A 20,018-nucleotide genomic window follows, 5' to 3' on the forward strand; every position below is an offset into this window, starting at 1 on the left:
CATCCGAGACTTACGGACGATTTATGTTTTTCCACATTAGATACCAGACTTGACAGCTTCGCAAATGGCTCGCCAGCAAAAAAACTGCTTATAATGTGATCAGCTTTTCCCTTTTTACCGCGCCATCCGCTTAACTCTTTCTTTTCTCTGGAAATCCAAGACCTTCCGATGCGCCTGCTGAAGTTTCTGTGGTGGACTTGTGTCACCATTATTTGTGGAGTGCTGCTCAGTTTCAGCGGCGCCTATCTGTACCTCAGCCCGAACCTCCCTTCCGTGGAGGCCTTGCGCAACGTGCGATTGCAGATGCCGCTGCGCGTGTACAGTGCTGATAACAAATTGATAGCAGAGTTTGGCGAGATGCGCCGAACGCCGATTCGATTTGCTGAAATCCCCCCGGATTTCACCCACGCACTGTTATCGGCTGAAGATGACAATTTCGCCAACCATTATGGCGTGGACGTCAAAAGCCTGATGCGTGCTGCCGCGCAATTATTGAAGACCGGTCACATCCAGACCGGCGGCAGCACCATCACCATGCAGGTCGCGAAGAACTACTTCCTCACCAACGAGCGCAGTTTTTCCCGCAAGATCAACGAGATACTGCTCGCCCTGCAGATCGAGCGCTCGCTTACCAAGGACGAGATCCTCGAGCTCTACGTCAACAAGATCTACCTGGGCAACCGCGCCTACGGCGTCGAGGCTGCAGCCCAGGTTTACTACGGCAAGTCCATCAAGGACCTGAGCCTGGCCCAGATGGCGATGATCGCCGGCCTGCCCAAGGCGCCGTCGCGCTACAACCCGCTGGCGAATGCCGCGCGCAGCCTGGAACGACGCAACTGGATCCTCGAGCGCATGCTCAAGCTCGGTTTCATCGACCAGCAGCGCTACCAGGCAGCTATCCAGGAACCGGTAGGCGCTTCCTACCACGTTCAGACTCCGGAACTGGCCGCCCCCTACATCGCCGAGATGGCCCGCGCCGAACTGGTCGGCCGCTTTGGCGGCGACGCCTACACCGAAGGCTATCGCGTCTACACCACCGTACGCAGTGATCTGCAGGAAGACGCCAATACCGCCCTGCGCGAAGGCCTGCAGGATTATGACCAGCGCCATGGCTATCGCGGCCCCGAAACCCGCCTGCCTGGCAAGACCCGCGACGCCTGGCGCCAGGCTATCGCGCAGCAGCGCCCGCTGGGCGGCCTGGAGCCGGCCATCGTCGTCCAGGTCGAGAAAAGCGGTGCCATGGTCATGACCCGCGACGGCAAGGAAGAGGCCCTGAGCTGGGACGGCATGAAATGGGCCCGCCCGTACCTGAGCAACAACAGCATGGGCCGCATGCCCAGCCAGCCCAGCGACGTGGTGCAGGCCGGCGATGTGATTCGCGTGCAACGCAAGGACGACGGCTCGCTGCGCCTGACCCAGGTGCCTGTCGCGCAGAGTGCCCTGGTGTCGCTGAACCCGCAGGACGGCGCGATCATGGCGCTGGTCGGTGGCTTCTCCTTCGAGCAGAGCAACTACAACCGCGCCACCCAGGCCCGCCGCCAGCCCGGCTCGAGCTTCAAGCCGTTCATCTACAGCTGCGCGCTGGACAACGGCTTTACTGCCGCCTCGCTGATCAACGATGCCCCGGTGGTGTTCTACGACGAGTACCTGGACAAGGTCTGGCGCCCGAAGAACGACACCAATACCTTCCTCGGCCCGATTCCCATGCGCGAAGCGCTCTACAAGTCGCGCAACATGGTCTCGATCCGCATCCTCCAGGCCCTGGGCGTCAACCGCGCGCGCGACTGCATCAGCAAGTTCGGCCTGAACAAGGATGACCTGCCGCCAAACCTGTCCATGGCCCTGGGAACCGCGACCCTGACCCCGATGGAGATCGCCAGCGCCTGGACCGTCTTCGCCAATGGCGGATTCAAGGTCTCGCCCTATATCGTCCAGCGCATCGAAAGCCGCGACGGCCAGGTGCTGTACCAAGCCAATCCGCCCAGCATTCCCCACGACGCGGAGCAGGTACAGGCGCAGCCACAACCGGCCGCCACCGACGCCTTCGGCAACGACGACCCGAGCCAGGCCAAGACCACGATCGAACCAGCCGCAGCCGAACGCGTCCTCGACGCCCGTACCGCGTACATCATGACCAGCATGCTGCAGGACGTGATCAAGCGCGGCACCGGCCGTCGTGCCCTGGCGCTCAAGCGCGACGATCTGGCAGGCAAGACCGGCACCACCAACGAGTCGAAGGATGCCTGGTTCTCCGGCTTCAACGCCGATTTCATGACCACCGTGTGGGTGGGCTTCGACCAGCCGGAAAGCCTTGGCCGCGCCGAGTACGGCGGTAACGTCGCCCTGCCGATCTGGATGCGCTACATGGGCGCGGCGCTGAAAGACAAACCGTCGCACCTGCTGCCCGAACCGCCCGGCCTGGTCAGCCTGCGTATCGACCCGGTCACGGGGCGCGCGGCGCCTCCGGGCACACCAGGCGCGTATTTCGAATTGTTCAAGAACGAAGACACGCCGCCGTCGATGAACGAACTGGCGCCTGGCAGCACTCCTGGCAGCGGTATGCCGGCGGACGAAGAAGCGCCGATCGATCTGTTCTGATAGCAAGGCCCCTCCCAGGAGGGGCCTTCTCATTTTCGGGAATCATTCCCGACAAAATCATGGCATTTAGCCAAAGCATTGATTAATCTGGGCTTTGCGGCGGTGAACAACCCCAGGCGACCGACCCCATCCGGAACGTCAGGGGCTTCCCGCAGCAACTTCATCAGGAGATTCGAATGCCGCGCCCCCTGATTGGCTGGCTGTTCTGCCTGATCGTCCTTGTGCTCGGCGCGCCCCTGTTGCGCCTGCTCGCACAGCCACGCTCACTCGAGCCGGCGCCTGACCTCGTCTACCTGGACCAAATGTTTACCGTGCTGATTGCCAGCGCGGGCCTGGTCGGGTTGTTCATCGCCTTCCTGCTGCGTCTCGCAGGTCGAGTCCTGATAGCACTGGTACTGCTCGTGCCGGCCATAATCCTTTGCGCGTGGCATCTGACCCACACCCATCTTGGCCCGGTTTCGCCCACAACGGAGCAATACGAGTGGCTGCTGGCAGGCCTGGCGGTCTATGCGCTTACGTTGGCGGGCACCCATTGGCTGAACCAGGGCGAGCGCGGCCCGCGCAAAGCGCTGCGTTACCTGGGCCTCGCCTTGCTGCTGCCGTGGTGCCTGGGGCTGTTCTACCTCGGGCGCCTCTACTACTGAGGCAAGTCGCGCCAGGTCAGGTAGACGCGCAGGTCGAACTCCAGCTGGTGATAACCGGGCAGCATGTGCTCGCAGAGCTGGTAGAAGGACTTGCTGTGATCGCGCTCCTTCAGGTGCGCCAACTCGTGGACAACGATCATCTGCAGGAACTCGGGAGCTGCCTCCTTGAACAACGAGGCAACACGGATCTCCTTCTTCGCCTTGAGCTTGCCACCCTGTACCCGCGAGATCGCCGTATTCAGGCCAAGCGCCCGCTGCACCACGTCCAGCTTGTTGTCGTAGAGCACCTTGTCCACCGCAGGCGCAGTGCGCATGTACTGTTGCTTGAGGTCCATGGCATAGCTATACAGCGCCTTGTCGCTCTGCACGTCGTGGCGACCGGGGTAGCGACGCTCCAGATACTCGCCGAGGCGGTCCTGCTCGATGAGCTGGCGCACCTGGTCCTGGAGTTGTGGAGGATAGGCCTGGAGGTAACGAAGCGGCTGCATGGGAAACGACTGGCGGAGGAAACGTCCGCCAGTCTACCGCATTCACCGATCAGGCCAGCGCGCGGGTGCTATAGGCCTCGGTACGGTAAGGGAAAGCGACTTCGCTACGCCCCTTCAGCGCCGGATGCGTGGCGATCAGCTCGTGCAGCTGTTCGGCGACACGCTGCTTTTGCTCGTCGGGCAGCGCCGCGATGAAGCTCACCGAGAGGGTGCGCGCAACAATGACCTGCTCCGGCGGGCCAATGTGCTGGTAGCTGAACTCACGCAGGCGCAAGTCCTCGAAACGCGACCCGGCGAAGGCGCGGCGCCATTGCCCGGTATGGAAACGCGGCGTGCTGCCCTCGTAGCGTTCGAGAATCCGCGTCACCTGGGCCACCCAGTCGACCCGCTCGTCGCGCACGTTCCAGACCAGGCCCAAGTGGCCGCCCGGCCGCAGGACGCGATGGATTTCCTCCAGCGCCCGCTCATCGGCGAACCAGTGGAAGGCCTGGGCGCAAGTCAGCGCATCGACGCTCTCTGCCGCCAGAGGTATCGCCTGTGCCGTGCCATTCAGCGCCTTCACGGCGGGCAACGCTACACTGAGCTGCTCTCGCATCGCCGCCACCGGCTCGATGGCGGTGACCTGCGCCCCCGTGCGCAGCAGTAGCGTGGTGAACTTCCCGGTGCCTGCACCGAGATCGACAACGCTCCTGCCCGTGCCGATCCCCAGCTCTTCGCCGAGCCAGCCCAGCAGCTCGTCGGGATAGTCCGGGCGCCCGTGAGCGTAGGTCTTCGCTTCGCGGGAGAACCCCTCCCGCGCACTGCCGTGTACATCCGTCATCGTGCCTCCAGAGCCCATCCGGCCGGAGCACCAGCGCTCAGCGGAACCGGCAGGCCTTACCGTCCAGATAAATACGGTAGCAGCTGAGCAGGCGCGATTCCTTGATACGGCAGCGCTTCTGCCGGCATTCGCTGGAGAACTCGAAGCGACCGCCGTCCGGATCAGCCAACTGGATGCGGATCGCCGGCCAGCCCTTCTTCGGCGCCTTTTCCGGGGTACTGAGCACGCGGTTTTCATTTTCCACCAGCGCGGCGCCCGCTTCCGCGTAATCGAAGACGAACAGCAAGGTGCGCGAGGTCTTCAGCGTGCACTCCTGGTGCGTCAGGCAGTTCTGCGCATCCACGGGCAACTCCACAGGCGGCTTGGGCGCTGGCGCAGGCGGCTGTGTCGAGTGCAACGAGCAACCCGCGAGAAGCGCCAGCAGCAAGACGGAAAGCAAGGCGCGCAACATCGGCGATTTCCTTCTGGCGGATATGAAAGAGCCCCGCAGCGCGGGGCTCTTCAACTCTTCAACTCTTCAGAAACAGAGCGAGAGCGGGAACCGGGCTCGAGATCAGTTGACCTTCGACACCAGCTCACCCTTGGCGTAACGCTGGAACATGCCTTCCAGGGAGATCGGCTTGATCTTCGAGGCATGGCCGGCAGTGCCGAAGGCTTCGTAGCGAGCGATGCAGATATCACGCATGGCGACGATGGTCTTGGCGAAGAACTTGCGCGGGTCGAACTCGCTCGGCTGCTCGGCCATCATGCGGCGGATGGCACCGGTGGAAGCCAGGCGCAGGTCGGTGTCGATGTTGACCTTGCGCACGCCGTGCTTGATGCCTTCGACGATTTCCTCGACCGGCACGCCGTAAGTTTCCTTGATGTCGCCGCCGAACTCGTTGATCACCTTCAGCCACTCTTGCGGCACCGAGGAGGAGCCGTGCATCACCAGGTGGGTGTTGGGGATGCGCTTGTGGATTTCCTTGATGCGCTCGATGGAAAGCACGTCGCCGGTCGGCGGCTTGGTGAACTTGTAGGCGCCGTGGCTGGTGCCGATGGCGATGGCCAGGGCGTCGACCTGAGTCTTCTTGACGAAGTCCGCAGCTTCTTCCGGGTCGGTCAGCAGCTGGCTGTGGTCCAGCACGCCCTCGGCGCCAACGCCGTCTTCTTCGCCAGCCATGCCGGTTTCCAGGGAGCCCAGGCAGCCCAGCTCACCTTCCACGGACACGCCGCAGGCGTGGGCGAAGGCAACGGTCTGCTGGGTCACACGGACGTTGTACTCGTAGTCGGCCGGGGTCTTGCCGTCTTCCTTCAGCGAGCCGTCCATCATCACCGAGCTGAAGCCCAGCTGGATGGAGCGCTGGCAGACGTCAGGGCTGGTGCCGTGGTCCTGGTGCATGCACACCGGGATGTGCGGGAATTCTTCGATGGCCGCGAGGATCAGGTGGCGCAGGAAAGGCGCACCGGCGTATTTGCGGGCACCGGCGGAGGCCTGCACGATCACCGGGGAATCGGTCTTGTCGGCCGCTTCCATGATGGCGCGCATCTGCTCCAGGTTGTTGACGTTGAAAGCCGGAACGCCGTAGCCGAACTCGGCGGCGTGGTCCAGCATTTGGCGCATGCTGATGAGTGCCATGGTCTTCGCTTCTCCCAGAAGTCAGGCTCGGTTACACGAGCCCCTTAACTACATGTTTGGAAGCCTGCCGCAGGGGCAGGCCGTGTTCAAGTCTTCCGGCACACGCCGGACAATCGGCGCTCAGGGCGCCCTGCAACCACGGCCGATCAGGTCGTTGCTCTCGACCCAGTAGACCAGGCCCTGGTCGCCTTTGATGCTCAAGCCGATCAGCCCGTCGCTATAGAAAGCGCCGGAGCCGCCGGGTTCCTCTTCCAGGTGATGGACCACGTCGTCCTCACCCAGCTTCAGGTCGACCACCGACTTGCTGGGATCGACGTAGCGCCACTGCACCTCGGCCTTGCTGTCACAGACCCAGTGGTTCCAACCACTGCCCGAAGCCGACTTGCCGCCGGACGAATGGCTCGAGCAGCCCGCCACCAGCAATAGGGCCAGGGCCGGGACGATATAACGCAGCATCGGGCGACTCTCCTTCGGGCGGACGCGCCGCCGGATATCCAATGCGCCAGATTGCCCGTCCCGCCGCAGGAACACCAGTGACGCCTGCGCCAGGGCGCGGGCGGCACTGCCAGTTCGTGATCCCGACCGCCGGGGCGACGCCTCAGGGGCAGTTCACCGGCTTCTGGTCAGGAGTCGGATCGCCGCTACTCTGGCTTTCCACCCGCTCGCGGTTCTGGTCCGAAGGCACCATGACCGAGGGCGGGCTCATCACTTCACAGGTACTGGGCGTTCCGCCGCCTCCGGCGCAACCCACCAGCACGAGGCAAAACGACAACAGAGGGGTGACAGCTCGCATGACCGTTCTCCTTGGCATCCGTACAAGGCTTGTGACCCGAGGATGCCGCGGAGGTTTGCTTTACTGTCACCCCGGCAGCACGCCGGCTCAGGCCTTGGCGCGCTGTTCCAGCACTTCGACGGCCGGCAGGACCTTGCCCTCGACGAACTCGAGGAAGGCGCCACCACCGGTGGAAATGTAGGAGATCTGCTCGCCGATGCCGTACTTGTCGATGGCAGCCAGGGTGTCGCCACCGCCGGCGATGCTGAAGGCGGAGCCTTCGGCGATGGCCTTGGCCAGCGTCTTGGTGCCTTCGCCGAACTGGTCGAACTCGAACACGCCAACCGGACCGTTCCAGAGAATGGTCTTGGAGGTCTTCAGCAGCTCGGCGAACTGGGCAGCAGTCTTCGGGCCGATATCCAGGATCATGTCATCGTCGGCCACGTCAGCGATGTCCTTGACGGTGGCAACAGCGGTCTCGGCGAACTCCTTGGCAACCACCACGTCCACCGGCAGCGGTACGCTGACCTTGGCGGCGATGGCCTTGGCAGTGTCAACCAGATCGGCTTCGTACAACGACTTGCCGACCTTGTGGCCCGCCGCGGCGAGGAAGGTGTTGGCGATGCCGCCGCCGACGATCAGTTGGTCGCAGATCAGCGCCAGGCTGTTCAGCACGTCGAGCTTGGTGGACACCTTGGAACCGGCAACGATGGCGGCCATCGGACGCGCCGGGTTGCCCAGGGCCTTGCCCAGGGCTTCCAGCTCGGCGGCCAGCAGCGGGCCCGCCGCGGCGACCTTGGCGAATTTGGCTACGCCGTGGGTGGAACCCTCGGCGCGGTGGGCGGTGCCGAAGGCATCCATGACAAACACGTCGCACAGGCCAGCGTATTGCTGGGCCAGCTCGTCGGCGTTCTTCTTCTCGCCCTTGTTGAAGCGCACGTTCTCGAACAGCACGACTTCACCCGGCTTCACGTCGACGCCGCCCAGATAGTCCTTGACCAGCGGCACCGCGCGACCCAGGGCCTTGGACAGGTAGTCGGCGACCGGCTGCAGGCTGTTCTCTTCGGAGTATTCGCCTTCGGTCGGGCGGCCCAGGTGCGAGCAGACCATCACCGCCGCGCCCTTCTCCAGGGCCAGCTTGATGGTCGGCAGCGAGGCCAGGATGCGCGCGTCGCTCTTGACCACACCGTCCTTCACCGGAACGTTGAGGTCTTCGCGGATCAGTACGCGCTTACCTTGGAGGTCGAGGTCGGTCATCTTCAACACGGTCATGACAGTCAGTCCTGTAGGGGCTGTTTGATTAACGTTCAGTAGCGGCGACGTGCAGGAAGTGCCCTGCGGTGTCGAGCATGCGGTTGGCGAACCCCCACTCGTTGTCGAACCAGGCCAGCACGTTCACCAGGCGAGGGCCGGATACGCGGGTCTGGCTGCCATCGACGATGGCCGAGTGCGGGTCATGATTGAAATCGCAGCTGGCGTGGGGCAGCTCGGTGTAGGCCAGCAGGCCTTTCAGCGGGCCTTCGGCGGCAGCCTGGCGCAGCACGCAGTTGATCTCCTCGGCGGACGTATCGCGGGAGACCTGCAGGGTGATGTCCAGGGCCGAGACGTTCACCGTCGGTACCCGAATGGCTTTGGCCTGGATTCGCCCGGCGAGTTCCGGCAGCAGGCGCTCGATACCCCGCGCCAGCCCCGTGGACACCGGGATCACCGACTGGAAGGCCGAACGCGTGCGGCGCAGGTCTTCGTGGTGGTAGGCGTCGATCACCGGCTGGTCGTTCATCGCCGAGTGGATGGTGGTGATCGAGACGTACTCGATGCCCACCGCCTCGTTCAGCAGCTTGAGCAACGGCACGCTGCAGTTGGTGGTGCAGGACGCGTTGGAAACCAGCGTTTCGGCACCGGAGAGGCCCTGCTGGTTAATGCCGAAGACCACGGTGGCGTCGATGTCCGCCTCGCTGGCCATCGGCTGGGAGAACAATACGCGGGGCGCGCCGGCCGCAAGGAAGCGCTCGCCATCGGCGCGGGTGTTATAGACGCCCGAGCATTCCAGCACGAGGTCGACATCCAGGGCGCGCCAGTCGATAGCCTCGGGCTCAGCCTCGCGGAACACCTTCACGCAATCACCGCCCACGTGCAGGCAGCCGTCGGCCACGCTCACCTCGCCGGGGAAGCGGCCGTGGGTGGAGTCGAAACGGGTCAGGTATTCGAGACTGGCCAGGTCCGCCAGGTCGTTCAGGGCGACGATGGAGAAACCGGCCTTGGCGCCGCGCTCGTGCAGGGCACGGAACACGCAGCGGCCGATACGGCCGTAGCCGTTGAGGGCAACTCGGTAAGGGCGCTTGGACATTGTTATCCCTTGGTGATCTTCATAGGAGCGAGCTTGCTCGTGAACCGAGCGAAGCGGTTCGCGAGCAAGCTCGCTCCTACAATGAAGCCTCGATCAGGCTTCGAGCAGCTCAGCGGCGACTTCCAGCACGTTCTCGACGGTGAAGCCGAAGTGCTCGAACAGCGCCGGGGCCGGGGCCGACTCACCGAAGGTGGTCATGCCGATGACGCGGCCTTCCAGGCCAACGTACTTGTACCAGTAGTCGGCGTGGGCGGCCTCGATGGCGATACGCGCGGCCACTTGAACCGGCAGCACGGCCTGCTTGTAGCCGGCGTCCTGCTGATCGAAGACGCTGGTGGACGGCATGGAGACCACTCGTACCTTGCGGCCTTCGGCGCTGAGCTTGTCGAACGCCTGCACGGCCAGGCCGACTTCGGAGCCGGTGGCGATCAGGATCAGTTCCGGCTCGCCGTCACAGTCCTTCAGCACGTAGGCACCGCGGGCAACGTCGGCCAGCTGGGCGGCGTCACGCGGCTGGTGCGGCAGGTTCTGGCGGCTGAAGATCAGCGCGGACGGGCCGTCAGCGCGCTCGATGGCGTACTTCCAGGCCACCGCGGATTCCACGGCATCGGCCGGGCGCCAGGTGTCCAGGTTCGGGGTCAGGCGCAGGCTGGCCAGCTGCTCGATCGGCTGGTGGGTCGGGCCGTCTTCGCCCAGACCGATGGAGTCGTGGGTGAACACGTACAGCACGCGCTGCTTCATCAGGGCGGACATGCGCACCGCGTTGCGGGCGTATTCCATGAAGATCAGGAAGGTTGCGCCGTAGGGGATGAAGCCGCCGTGCAGGGCCACGCCGTTCATGATGGCGCTCATGCCGAATTCGCGCACGCCGTAGAACAGGTAGTTGCCGTTGGCATCGTCGGCGCTCACGCCCTTGCAGCCCTTCCACAGGGTCAGGTTGGAGCCGGCGAGGTCGGCGGAGCCGCCCAGCAGTTCCGGCAGCAGCGGGCCAAAGGCGTTCAGGGCGTTCTGGCTGGCCTTGCGGCTGGCGATGGTCTCGCCTTTCAGGGCGACGTCGGCGACGTAGGCGGCGGCCTTCTCGGCGAAGTCGGCCGGCAGTTCACCGGCCACGCGACGCTCGAACTCGGCGGCCAGTTCCGGGTGCGCGGCCTGATAGGCAGCGAAGCGCTTGTTCCACTCGGCTTCGCGGGTGGCACCGTTGTCCTTGGCGCTCCACTCGGCGTAGATGTCTGCCGGAATCTCGAACGGGGCGTGGTTCCAGCCCAGCGCGGCGCGGGTGGCGGCCACTTCGTCGACGCCCAGGGCGGCGCCGTGGCTTTCTTCCTTGCCCTGCTTGTTGGGCGAACCGAAGCCGATGATGGTCTTGCAGCAGATCAGGGTCGGCGCGTCGCTCTTGCGGGCGGTGTCGATGGCGGTCTTGATCTCGTCGGCATCATGCCCGTCGACGTTGCGGATCACCTGCCAGCCGTAGGCTTCGAAGCGTTTCGGGGTGTCGTCGGTGAACCAGCCGTGGACTTCGCCATCGATGGAGATGCCGTTGTCGTCGTAGAAGGCGATCAGCTTGTTCAGGCGCAGGGTGCCGGCCAGCGAGGCGACTTCATGGGAGATGCCCTCCATCATGCAGCCGTCACCCAGGAAGGCGTAGGTGTAGTGGTCGACGATGCTGTGCCCGTTGCGGTTGAACTGCGCGGCCAGCACTTTTTCGGCCAGCGCCATGCCCACGGCATTGGCGATGCCCTGGCCCAGCGGGCCGGTGGTGGTCTCGACGCCAGCGGTGTAGCCGTACTCCGGGTGGCCCGGGGTACGCGAGTGCATCTGGCGGAAGTTCTTCAGGTCATCGACGGTGACGTCGTAGCCGGTGAGGTGCAGCAGCGAGTAGATCAGCATCGAGCCGTGGCCGTTGGACAGCACGAAGCGGTCACGGTCGGCCCACTGCGGGTTGCTCGGGTTGTGCTTGAGGTAGTCGCGCCAGAGGACTTCGGCGATATCCGCCATGCCCATGGGAGCGCCAGGATGGCCGCTGTTGGCTTTCTGCACGGCATCCATGCTCAGTGCGCGGATGGCGTTGGCTCGCTCACGACGGCTGGGCATCGCTGAATCTCCTGCGGGGGCTGCTTCGAAAGATCGAAGGGAATGAAAAAAGGCCGGTATTTTCGCCCAGCCGGGCCCCGCGGGGCAATGACAGATCGGCAGATGGCTGACACAGGGCACCGGTTTATCGCCGCAAACTGATCAAAAACCACTCATCCGGCAATATCAAAACTTTTTGATACAGCCCTTGCCCGCCCCGAATGCCATGACTAGACTGCGCAACCCATGAGTCTGCGCCTGCCCGAAATCCGCCACGACGATTGCGACCAGCTGGCTGCCCTGTGCAAGGCCGGCGGCGATCCGCTGCGGCTGAACGTCCTGCGGGTGCTGGCCAACGATTCGTTCGGCGTACTGGAGCTGGCGCATATCTTCGGCGTGCGTCAGTCGGGCATGAGCCATCACCTGAAGGTGCTGGCCCAGGCCGGCCTGGTCGCCACCCGTCGCGAAGGCAACGCGATCTTCTATCGCCGCGCCCTGCCCCAGGGCGAAAGCCTGGGCGGCACGCTGCACGGAGCGCTGCTAGAAGAAGTGGACGAACTGGCACTGGCCGATGACGTCAGCGCCCGTGTCGACGGCGTACACGCCCAACGTGCCGCCGTGAGTCGCGACTACTTCGCCCGCAGTGCGGAAAAGTTCCAGGCGACCCAGGACCTGATCGCAGGACTGCCGCAATACCGCGAAAGCGTACTGGCGCTGCTCGATGCACTGAGCTTCGCCGCCGGCGCCACGGCGCTGGAAGTCGGCCCCGGCGACGGCGGGTTTCTCCCCGAGCTGGCCCGGCGTTTCGATCAGGTCACGGCGCTGGACAACAGCGAGACCATGCTTGAAATGGCGCGGCAACGTTGCGCCAGCGATGGTTTGAACAACGTCCGGCTGCGGCTGGGCGACGCCCTGCAGGACGTCGACGACGCGGCGGATTGCGTGGTGCTGAACATGGTGCTGCATCACTTCGCCGCACCGGCGGAGGCCGTGAAGCAGCTGGCACACCTGGTGAAACCCGGTGGCAGCCTGCTGGTGACCGAACTCTGCAGCCACGACCAGAGCTGGGCCCGCGAGGCCTGTGGTGATCTCTGGCTGGGGTTCGAACAGGAAGACCTGGCCCGTTGGGCCGACGCCGCCGGGCTCGCGTCCGGCGAAAGTGTTTACATCGGTTTACGCAATGGCTTTCAGATCCAGGTGCGGCACTTCGCCAAACCGGATTCGCGAAGCGTCCTCACCCACCGGTAAATGATAGGAACCGTTAGATGAGCGAATACTCAGTTTTCACCTCCGAATCCGTCTCCGAAGGCCATCCGGACAAGATCGCGGACCAGATTTCCGATGCGGTGCTCGACGCCATCATCGCGAAGGACAAATACGCCCGCGTGGCCTGCGAAACCCTGGTGAAGACCGGTGTCGCGATCATCGCCGGTGAAGTCACCACCTCCGCCTGGGTCGACCTGGAAGATCTGGTGCGCAAGGTCATCATCGACATCGGCTACAACAGCTCCGACGTCGGCTTCGACGGTGCCACCTGCGGCGTGCTGAACATCATCGGCAAGCAGTCGGTCGACATCAACCAGGGCGTCGATCGCGCCAAGCCGGAAGACCAGGGCGCTGGCGACCAGGGCCTGATGTTCGGCTACGCCAGCAACGAAACCGACGTGCTGATGCCTGCGCCGATCTGCTTCTCCCACCGTCTGGTGGAGCGCCAGGCCGAGGCCCGCAAATCAGGCCTGCTGCCGTGGCTGCGCCCGGATGCCAAGTCCCAGGTCACCTGCCGCTACGAAGGCGGCAAGGTTGTCGGCATCGACGCCATCGTGCTGTCCACCCAGCACAACCCGGAAGTCAGCTACAAGGACCTGCGCGAAGGCGTGATGGAGCTGATCATCAAGCAAGTGCTGCCGGCCGAACTGCTGCACAAGGACACCCAGTTCCACATCAACCCGACCGGCAACTTCGTCATCGGTGGCCCGGTGGGCGACTGCGGCCTGACCGGCCGCAAGATCATCGTCGACTCCTACGGCGGCATGGCCCGTCACGGCGGCGGCGCGTTCTCCGGCAAGGACCCGTCCAAGGTCGACCGCTCCGCAGCCTATGCCGGTCGCTATGTCGCCAAGAACATCGTTGCCGCCGGCCTGGCCGAGCGCTGCGAGATCCAGGTGTCCTACGCCATCGGCGTGGCCCAGCCGACCTCCATCTCGATCAACACCTTCGGCACCGGCAAGATCAGCGATGACAAGATCATCCAACTGGTCCGCGAGCACTTCGACCTGCGTCCGTACGCGATCACCAAGATGCTCGACCTGCTGCACCCGATGTACCAGCCGACCGCAGCCTACGGCCACTTCGGCCGCAACCCGTTCGAAATGACCTACGACGGTGACACCTTCACCGCCTTCACCTGGGAGCGCACCGACAAGGCCGCCGCCCTGCGTGATGCCGCCGGCCTGTAAGGCTCGGTAGCAGGAAAAAGCCCCGCCTCGGCGGGGCTTTTTCGTTTCTGATCTCCCACAAGCCTTGGCGAAGAATCCACGCTCTTTCCGGCATCGATCGCCGCTTTCGGCTCCTAGCCTTGCGGGTTTCCACTGCACGGTCGCTCGCCATGCTCCGCCTCGCCATCACCTTGCTGTTTTGCCTTCCTCTTACCGTTCGTGCCTGCCCCGACTGGCCGGCCGAGCAGGCGCCTCGGCAGATCGAGGCACTCCGCGGGCAGCTGGCGCAGTGGGATGACGCCTACCACCGGGACGGAAAGTCCCCCGTGGCCGATGAGCTTTACGACCAGGCACGCGAACGACTGACTCAGTGGCAGGACTGTTTCCCGCAAGTCCACGCGGCCCCCGAGTCGCCGTTGGCCAGCAGCGCGGGGACGAACCACCATCCCTTCGCCCACACCGGCCTCGACAAACTTCCCGATGCCTCGGCTGTGCGCAGTTGGCTGGCCAACCGCACCGACCTCTGGGTGCAGCCCAAGGTCGACGGCGTAGCCGTCACGCTGATCTACCGCGACGGTCGCTTCAGCCAGGCAATCAGCCGCGGCGACGGCAGCGCCGGGCAGGACTGGACCGCCAACGCGCAACGGATCGACGCTATCCCCAAGCACTTGCCGGGCAAACCAGGCCATCTGGTACTGCAAGGCGAGCTGTACTGGCGACTGCCACAGCATGTGCAAGCGTTGCAGGGCGGCGCAGGTGCCCGCGGCAAGATCGCCGGCCTGATGGCCCGCAAGGAATTGGGCGACGAAGGCGCACAGATCGGCCTGTTCGTCTGGGAGCTGCCGGACGGTCCACTGGACATGCCAGAGCGCCTGGCACGCCTACGCCAGCTGGGATTCGATGACAGCGCCAACCTGACCGAGCCGGTGACAGGGCAATCTGAAATCGAGTCCTGGCGCGAGCGCTGGTATCGCCAGCCGCTGCCCTTCGCCAGCGATGGCATTGTCATCCGCCAGGGCCGCCGGCCACCGGGCAAGGCCTGGAGCGCACAAGCGCCGGGCTGGGCGGTGGCGTGGAAGTATCCGCATCAACAGGCACTGGCGGAGGTTCGTCGCGTGGCGTTCAAGGTCGGCCGCAGTGGCCGGGTGACACCTGTGCTGCATCTGGCCCCGGTGGAGCTGGACGGGCGAACCATCCAGCGCGTCGGCGTCGGCTCGCTCAAGCGCTGGCGCAGCCTGGACATCCGCCCCGGCGACCAGGTCGCCATCGCTCTGGCCGGGCTGACCATTCCACGACTCGACGGCGTGGTCTGGCGCTCGCCGACTCGTCCCGACATAGCCGCACCAGAAGAAGACCAGTTCAACGCCCTCTCCTGCTGGCAGCCCACGGAGGGCTGCGAGGAACAGTTCCTCGCCCGCCTGGAATGGCTCGGTGGAAAGAACGGGCTAGGGCTAGCCGGTGTCGGAGCAGGCACCTGGAGACGGCTGCACGAAGCCGGGCTACTGACGGGGATGCTCACCTGGATGACGCTGACGCCAGAGCAACTGAGCCTGGTTCCCGGGCTCGGTGAGCGAAGTGCAGCGAGTCTGCATCAGCAATTCCAGCTCGCTCGTCAGCGATCGTTCGCTACTTGGCTGCGTGCACTGGGCGCACCGTCCCCCAACGCCCATCCTGCGGGAGACGACTGGCCCGTGCTGGCGGCCCGCGACACAGTGCAGTGGCAGATGCAACCAGGCATAGGCAAGGTGCGCGCGGCACAACTGGAAGCCTTCTTCAAAGCGCCGGCAGTCGTGCAATTGCGCGCGCAACTGCACGACCTCGGCGTTGCCGGTTTCTGAGCGCTTCAGCGCATCTGGAAGGCTTCCTGGTGGAAGCGGTTGCTCGGCATGCCCTGGCGGCGCAGATCCCGGCGCAGCAACTCGGCCAGCGCCTGCGGGCCGCAGAACCACACGCTCGGCCAACGCCCGTGCACACCGGGCTGCAGGCCCAGGTCGGCTGCCTGCAGGTAGCCTTCGCTCTCGCTGTAATGCACACGCAGATCGATGCGCGGCAACTTCGCGCACAGCTCACGCAGGCGACCGGCATAGATGGCATCGGACGGCGAACGCACGCAGTACAGCAGCGTCACCTCCGGGCAGTCATCCGGTCGCGCCTGCAGTGAATCGAGCCACGCCAGGAACGGTGTAATACCGATACCACCGGCTATCCAGACCTGCCGTTCGCCCTTGTCGCGGCGGAAGTCGAAGCAACCGTAGGGCCCCTCTACCTTCACCGGATCACCGACCTTCAGCCCACTCTGAAGGCGCTGCGTGTAGTCCCCCAATGCCTTGATGCTGAAGCGCACCTCGCCGTTGCCCAAGTCACCGCTGGAGATGGTGAAGGGATGCTGGCCCTCCAGGCGGTTGCAGGTGAGGAAAGCGAATTGCCCGGCGCGATGCTGCCAGCGCCCCTGCAGCTTGCAGGTCACCTCCAGCATCCGCTCGCCGGGACGCTCAACCGCTACCACGACACCCTCATGGGTGCGTCGGCGGCCGATCTGCCCGGTCAGCGCCCAGAGCGCACACAGGCTGCCCACTGCGGCGCAGAGTGCCACCAGCCAGCCGACCGGTTGCGTCCAGTAGCCAGACGGCGCGAGTACCACGCCATGGAAAGCAAGCACCAGATAGACCACCGCGAGGGTTTTGTGGACATAGCGCCACAAGTGGTACGGGAAGCGCTGCCAGAGCGTGATGACCAGCATTGCCGCCAGCAGCCAGGCCGACCACTCGCCCAGGTCCTTGGCCGACCCGCGGAATACGTCGAGGAAGGTTTCCACGCGCGGCCCCTTGGCCGGCTTGGCGATGAACTCGGCGAGCAGCGGCCCACCCAGTTCCATCAGGTAGTGCAGCAGGCCCAGCACGATGGCCAGGATGCCCGCCCACTTGTGCGCGCGGTACATACGGTCGAGGCCGTCGAGCGGCTTCTCCAGCCACACGGGGCGCACCGCCAGCAGCATGATCAGCGACATCAGTGCGAAAGACGCGACGCCAGTGAAGAGAATGGCCTGCTTGCGCACGACCCAGATGTCCAGCGTCGCTGGCGGGTCGACGAACAGGGCCAGGCCAAAGGTGGCCGCGACGGCCAGCAGTACGATCCAGATGAGTTTCATGAGTCCTCCTTGGGGCGCCGGAACAGCGGGCCCAAGCGGAAGCTGAAGGAACCTTCTGAATCATCCCTTAATTTCGTAGGGGTTTTAGAGAGACATCGGCAATGCCATGACCCATGTCAAAGGCATCATCCTTCGCTATGCTCGGCTGATTCCTACACGTCAGTTACACGCCATGCGTCTGAGAGTCCTTTCCGACCTGCACCACGAACACTTCCCCAACGGCCGCCGCGAGTTACCGCAGGCCGCAGCGGACGTGGTTGTGCTGGCCGGTGATATTCATGAACACCTGCAAGGTCTGCACTGGGCGCGCGAGGAATTTCCTGACAGCGAAATCATCTACGTCGCCGGTAACCACGAGCTCTATCACTCCGACTTGCCCGAACTGACCCAGGCCATGCGCAACCTGGCGCGAGCATTGGATATCCACTTCCTGGAACAGGATGCCGTGGTCCTGGGGGGCGTCCGCTTTCTCGGCGCGACGCTGTGGACCGACTTTCAGCTCTATGGCGAGCACGCATCTGAACTGGCCTACGAGCAGGCCCAGTTGCTCATGCCGGACTTCACTACGGTCGACTACTTCACCCAACCCTTCACTCCAGGCATGAGCGCCGATATCTGCGTGGCGACCTCCCGATGGCTGGAAGCAGAGCTGGCACAACCCTCCGCCGGGCCCACGGTGGTGGTCACCCACCACGCACCCAGCGCGCGCTCGATTCCGGCGCATTACGTGGGCGATGCGCTGTCGCCGGCCTTCGCTTCCAACCTGGAAACACTGGTCGAGCGCTGTGACCTGTGGATCCACGGTCACGTTCACGAATGCCTGGACTACCGCGTCGGCCGGGGTCGCATCGTCGCCAACCCCGGCGCTTACCCCGGTGAGGACAGCGGCTTCGATCCCTGTCGGGTGATCGAACTCTAGAGCGGCTGCTCGCTATGTGGCTGCTCGCCAGGTGAGAGATCGCTGAAGAACCGCCAGATTTCAGCCGGCCCATCCAGTTGCGGATCGACCTGGCCGAGCATGCGCGGCGGCCGGTATAGCGGCTGCGAAATCAGATGCCCGCCGCCGAACACCGTCACCAGCTCCACGGGTGGCCCGTCGCCGGCATCCCAGCGCTGCCGCTGTGCCCACACCGGCCCCGGCTGGGTCAGCTTGTCCACCTGCGGCTCGCCTCCCAAACCATTGCGCTTCGCCAACGCCAGAGCGGAATCCTCGGCGGACAGCACATTGCCCCGGTCACCGAAGCCGAACAACGTCACCCGGCCACCCGCGTAAGGATTGATCGGGTCCCGCGTGCCATTCATCAACAGCGCCGCCTTGGGCTGCTCGGCGGGACGGCAGGCATCGTTGTCGGTGCTCGGCAGGCTGGCAGCCACCGCGGCGACGCCATCGACCTTGTCCGGTGCTTCCGCCGCCATCCGCAAGGCCATCTGCCCACCATTGGAATAGCCCGTAACGAAGACCCTCGCAGGATCGACGCTGCGCTCGCGCTGCAGGCGGGCGATCATGTCCGAGAGAAAGCCGACGTCATCGATATTCAATTGCCGGGCGCTGTAGGAGGCGGCCCGCCGGCAGTCGTTCCAATGGCCTTCGAAACCATCGGGGTAGAGCACCAGGAAACCGTCGCGATCTGCCAGCGCGTCGAAGCGGTAGCCGCTGTCGCGGCGCATGCGCTCGCCGTTACTCTGCGAGCTGTGCAGCACCACCAGCAGCGCCGGGCGCTCGGCCAATTTCTGCGGCACGTAGAGCACGTAGCTGCGGCGGCGCTGGCCCTGGCGCACCGAGGCATCCTCGCTGCTGCCGGTGAGCGTCGGCCGCTGCGTCAGCTCGCCGGGTACGTACCACCAGCCGCCCACCAGCAGCGCCAGCACCAACAGCGCGATGAGTACCTGCACCATCCGCATCGCCACCCGCATACCGCCTCTCCTTGCCCGCCCGGCGGGCATTGCGAGTCCGGGCCAGATTCGGAGGCATTGCCCTGGGGCAGCCCCTTGCGCTCCCGTCCATGGCAAACTCTAGCCGTTGACTCCAACGTCATAGTGTTTGGTAACCAAGGACTCCGAAAATGTTCCGAAGCTCTGCCCTGATGGCCGCCGTTCTCGCCCTCGGCTGCGCCAGCCCGCTACTCGCCGCCGAGGCGTCCGGGCAACCGCTGACCGGCTGCGCCGCCAAGCGCGCCGCTCTCGAAACCCAGCTCGAACAGGCCAAGGCCCAAGGCAACGGCAACCGCATCGCCGGCCTGCAGACCGCCCTGGAAAAGGTGAAGACCTATTGCACCGACGCCAGCCTCACGCAGGAGCGCAAGCAGAATGTGCTGGACGCGGAGAAGGAAGTCGCCCAGCGCGAGAAGGACCTGCGCAAGGCGATGAACAAGGGTGACGCCGAGAAGATCGAGAAGCGCAAGGACAAGCTGGCCGAAGCCCGCGCCGAACTGGAGCAGGCCAAGCGCGAACTGGAGGAATGAACCTGTAGGATCGAACTGGCTCGTTCGCGAGTCAGCTCGACCCTACAAAAAAGCGCGCGTCAGAGCGCGCGGAATTTCTTGTGGCAGGCTTCGCAGGCGTCTTCCACCGCGGCGAAGTCCTTGCGCACGCCTTCAGGCGTCGGCGCGGCATTGCGGGTGTTTTCGCCCAGGGCGCGGACGGCCTGTTCGAAGGTCTTGGCGTCGGCCTGGAACTCCAGCTGGCGCTGCCAGATTTCTGCCTTGGCGCGGGTGTCGTCGCTTTCCACCTTGTCAGCTGGCGGCTGGGTAGTGGGGAAGTACTGCCAGGGCTTGTCGGCCAGTTCACCCAGCTTGGTCGAGTTGGCCCGGAACTTGTCCGCGTCGAACGGAATTCGACCGCGCAACATGCCGCCCATGTCCTCGCTGGTCTTGAGCATCTCCTTGAACACCGCCTGGCGCTTGTACTCCGGCGAGTTGGGGTCCAGGCGATGGCAGCCGGCAAGCGCGGTACCGGCCAGCAGCAGAACGAGCAGGGTCTTCAACTTCATGGGGGGACTCTTGTAGGACGGCCAGACACGGAAGCGCCGGATTATCCGCCCCGTTCCCCGAATGATCCAGACCGCGCGCCCGTCGCTGC

19 protein-coding genes are annotated in these 20,018 nt (G+C 64.6%); 7 read left to right on the forward strand and 12 right to left on the reverse strand.

The window, feature by feature from the left end; genetic code table 11:
* Positions 1 to 168 precede the first annotated feature (168 nt).
* Together RS899_RS24145 and RS899_RS24150 are read left to right on the forward strand one after the other, a co-directional pair.
* Positions 169 to 2,598 (forward strand): penicillin-binding protein 1A, encoded by a 2,430-nt coding sequence (locus RS899_RS24145; protein WP_315808250.1) that lies wholly within the window; start codon positions 169 to 171, stop codon positions 2,596 to 2,598.
* A 176-nt stretch (positions 2,599 to 2,774) separates the two neighbouring features.
* Positions 2,775 to 3,242, forward strand: coding sequence for a hypothetical protein (locus RS899_RS24150; protein ID WP_054911085.1), 468 nt, complete (start codon positions 2,775 to 2,777; stop codon positions 3,240 to 3,242).
* Here RS899_RS24150 and RS899_RS24155 read toward each other — a convergent pair.
* The 9 genes from RS899_RS24155 to tkt all read right to left on the reverse strand — a co-directional run bounded on the left by RS899_RS24155 (position 3,236) and on the right by tkt (position 11,378).
* Entirely contained in the window at positions 3,236 to 3,730 is a 495-nt protein-coding gene (locus tag RS899_RS24155) for a YgjP-like metallopeptidase domain-containing protein (RefSeq protein ID WP_054911084.1), read from the reverse strand. The two genes, RS899_RS24150 and RS899_RS24155, sit on opposite strands and share 7 nt — an antisense overlap.
* A 49-nt stretch (positions 3,731 to 3,779) precedes the next feature.
* Positions 3,780 to 4,550, reverse strand: a complete 771-nt coding sequence (locus RS899_RS24160; protein ID WP_315808251.1) for a class I SAM-dependent methyltransferase — start codon at positions 4,548 to 4,550, stop codon at positions 3,780 to 3,782.
* Between the two features lie 37 nt (positions 4,551 to 4,587).
* A complete protein-coding gene (locus tag RS899_RS24165) occupies positions 4,588 to 4,893 on the reverse strand; it encodes a hypothetical protein (protein ID WP_315808252.1) in 306 nt (101 codons plus the stop codon).
* A 210-nt stretch (positions 4,894 to 5,103) separates the two neighbouring features.
* Positions 5,104 to 6,168: a class II fructose-bisphosphate aldolase gene (fba, locus tag RS899_RS24170; protein WP_024764154.1), complete on the reverse strand. Its 1,065-nt coding sequence runs from the start codon at positions 6,166 to 6,168 to the stop codon at positions 5,104 to 5,106.
* A 120-nt stretch (positions 6,169 to 6,288) separates the two neighbouring features.
* Positions 6,289 to 6,624, reverse strand: a complete 336-nt coding sequence (locus RS899_RS24175; protein ID WP_233297428.1) for an MliC family protein — start codon at positions 6,622 to 6,624, stop codon at positions 6,289 to 6,291.
* 142 nt (positions 6,625 to 6,766) lie between these two features.
* Positions 6,767 to 6,961 (reverse strand): hypothetical protein, encoded by a 195-nt coding sequence (locus tag RS899_RS24180; RefSeq protein ID WP_024764156.1) that lies wholly within the window; start codon positions 6,959 to 6,961, stop codon positions 6,767 to 6,769.
* An 87-nt stretch (positions 6,962 to 7,048) separates the two neighbouring features.
* On the reverse strand, positions 7,049 to 8,212 hold the full coding sequence (locus RS899_RS24185) for a phosphoglycerate kinase (protein ID WP_315808253.1): 1,164 nt from the start codon (positions 8,210 to 8,212) through the stop codon (positions 7,049 to 7,051).
* Between the two features lie 28 nt (positions 8,213 to 8,240).
* A complete protein-coding gene (gene epd, locus RS899_RS24190) occupies positions 8,241 to 9,287 on the reverse strand; it encodes an erythrose-4-phosphate dehydrogenase (protein WP_315808254.1) in 1,047 nt (348 codons plus the stop codon).
* Positions 9,288 to 9,380: 93 nt separating this feature from the next.
* Positions 9,381 to 11,378, reverse strand: a complete 1,998-nt coding sequence (gene tkt, locus RS899_RS24195; RefSeq protein WP_315808255.1) for a transketolase — start codon at positions 11,376 to 11,378, stop codon at positions 9,381 to 9,383.
* A 225-nt stretch (positions 11,379 to 11,603) separates the two neighbouring features.
* Here tkt and RS899_RS24200 point away from each other — a divergent pair, with 225 nt between their 5' ends.
* From RS899_RS24200 to ligB, 3 genes are all read left to right on the forward strand, one after another.
* Positions 11,604 to 12,605, forward strand: a complete 1,002-nt coding sequence (locus tag RS899_RS24200) for an ArsR/SmtB family transcription factor (RefSeq protein ID WP_045215932.1) — start codon at positions 11,604 to 11,606, stop codon at positions 12,603 to 12,605.
* A gap of 17 nt (positions 12,606 to 12,622) precedes the next feature.
* A complete protein-coding gene (metK, locus tag RS899_RS24205; RefSeq protein WP_054911279.1) occupies positions 12,623 to 13,813 on the forward strand; it encodes a methionine adenosyltransferase in 1,191 nt (396 codons plus the stop codon).
* Positions 13,814 to 13,962: 149 nt separating this feature from the next.
* A complete protein-coding gene (gene ligB / locus RS899_RS24210; protein ID WP_315808256.1) occupies positions 13,963 to 15,630 on the forward strand; it encodes an NAD-dependent DNA ligase LigB in 1,668 nt (555 codons plus the stop codon).
* Between the two features lie 5 nt (positions 15,631 to 15,635).
* Here ligB and RS899_RS24215 read toward each other — a convergent pair whose 3' ends face one another.
* Positions 15,636 to 16,940, reverse strand: a complete 1,305-nt coding sequence (locus RS899_RS24215; RefSeq protein WP_315808257.1) for a ferredoxin reductase family protein — start codon at positions 16,938 to 16,940, stop codon at positions 15,636 to 15,638.
* A 172-nt stretch (positions 16,941 to 17,112) separates the two neighbouring features.
* Here RS899_RS24215 and RS899_RS24220 point away from each other — a divergent pair, with 172 nt between their 5' ends.
* Complete coding sequence (locus RS899_RS24220; protein ID WP_315808258.1) at positions 17,113 to 17,859, forward strand: metallophosphoesterase; 747 nt, start codon at positions 17,113 to 17,115, stop codon at positions 17,857 to 17,859.
* Here the strand turns inward: RS899_RS24220 and RS899_RS24225 are convergent.
* A complete protein-coding gene (locus RS899_RS24225; protein WP_315808259.1) occupies positions 17,856 to 18,854 on the reverse strand; it encodes an alpha/beta hydrolase family esterase in 999 nt (332 codons plus the stop codon). The genes RS899_RS24220 and RS899_RS24225 overlap by 4 nt on opposite strands.
* 149 nt (positions 18,855 to 19,003) lie before the next feature.
* Here RS899_RS24225 and RS899_RS24230 point away from each other — a divergent pair, with 149 nt between their 5' ends.
* Positions 19,004 to 19,402: a DUF1090 domain-containing protein gene (locus tag RS899_RS24230; protein ID WP_169887123.1), complete on the forward strand. Its 399-nt coding sequence runs from the start codon at positions 19,004 to 19,006 to the stop codon at positions 19,400 to 19,402.
* Positions 19,403 to 19,461: 59 nt separating this feature from the next.
* Here RS899_RS24230 and RS899_RS24235 read toward each other — a convergent pair whose 3' ends face one another.
* Complete coding sequence (locus RS899_RS24235) at positions 19,462 to 19,929, reverse strand: c-type cytochrome (protein ID WP_054911274.1); 468 nt, start codon at positions 19,927 to 19,929, stop codon at positions 19,462 to 19,464.
* Between the last annotated feature and the right edge of the window lie 89 nt (positions 19,930 to 20,018).

This window comes from Pseudomonas sp. C9-3 (assembly GCF_032392015.1).
Lineage (GTDB): Bacteria > Pseudomonadota > Gammaproteobacteria > Pseudomonadales > Pseudomonadaceae > Pseudomonas > Pseudomonas nitroreducens.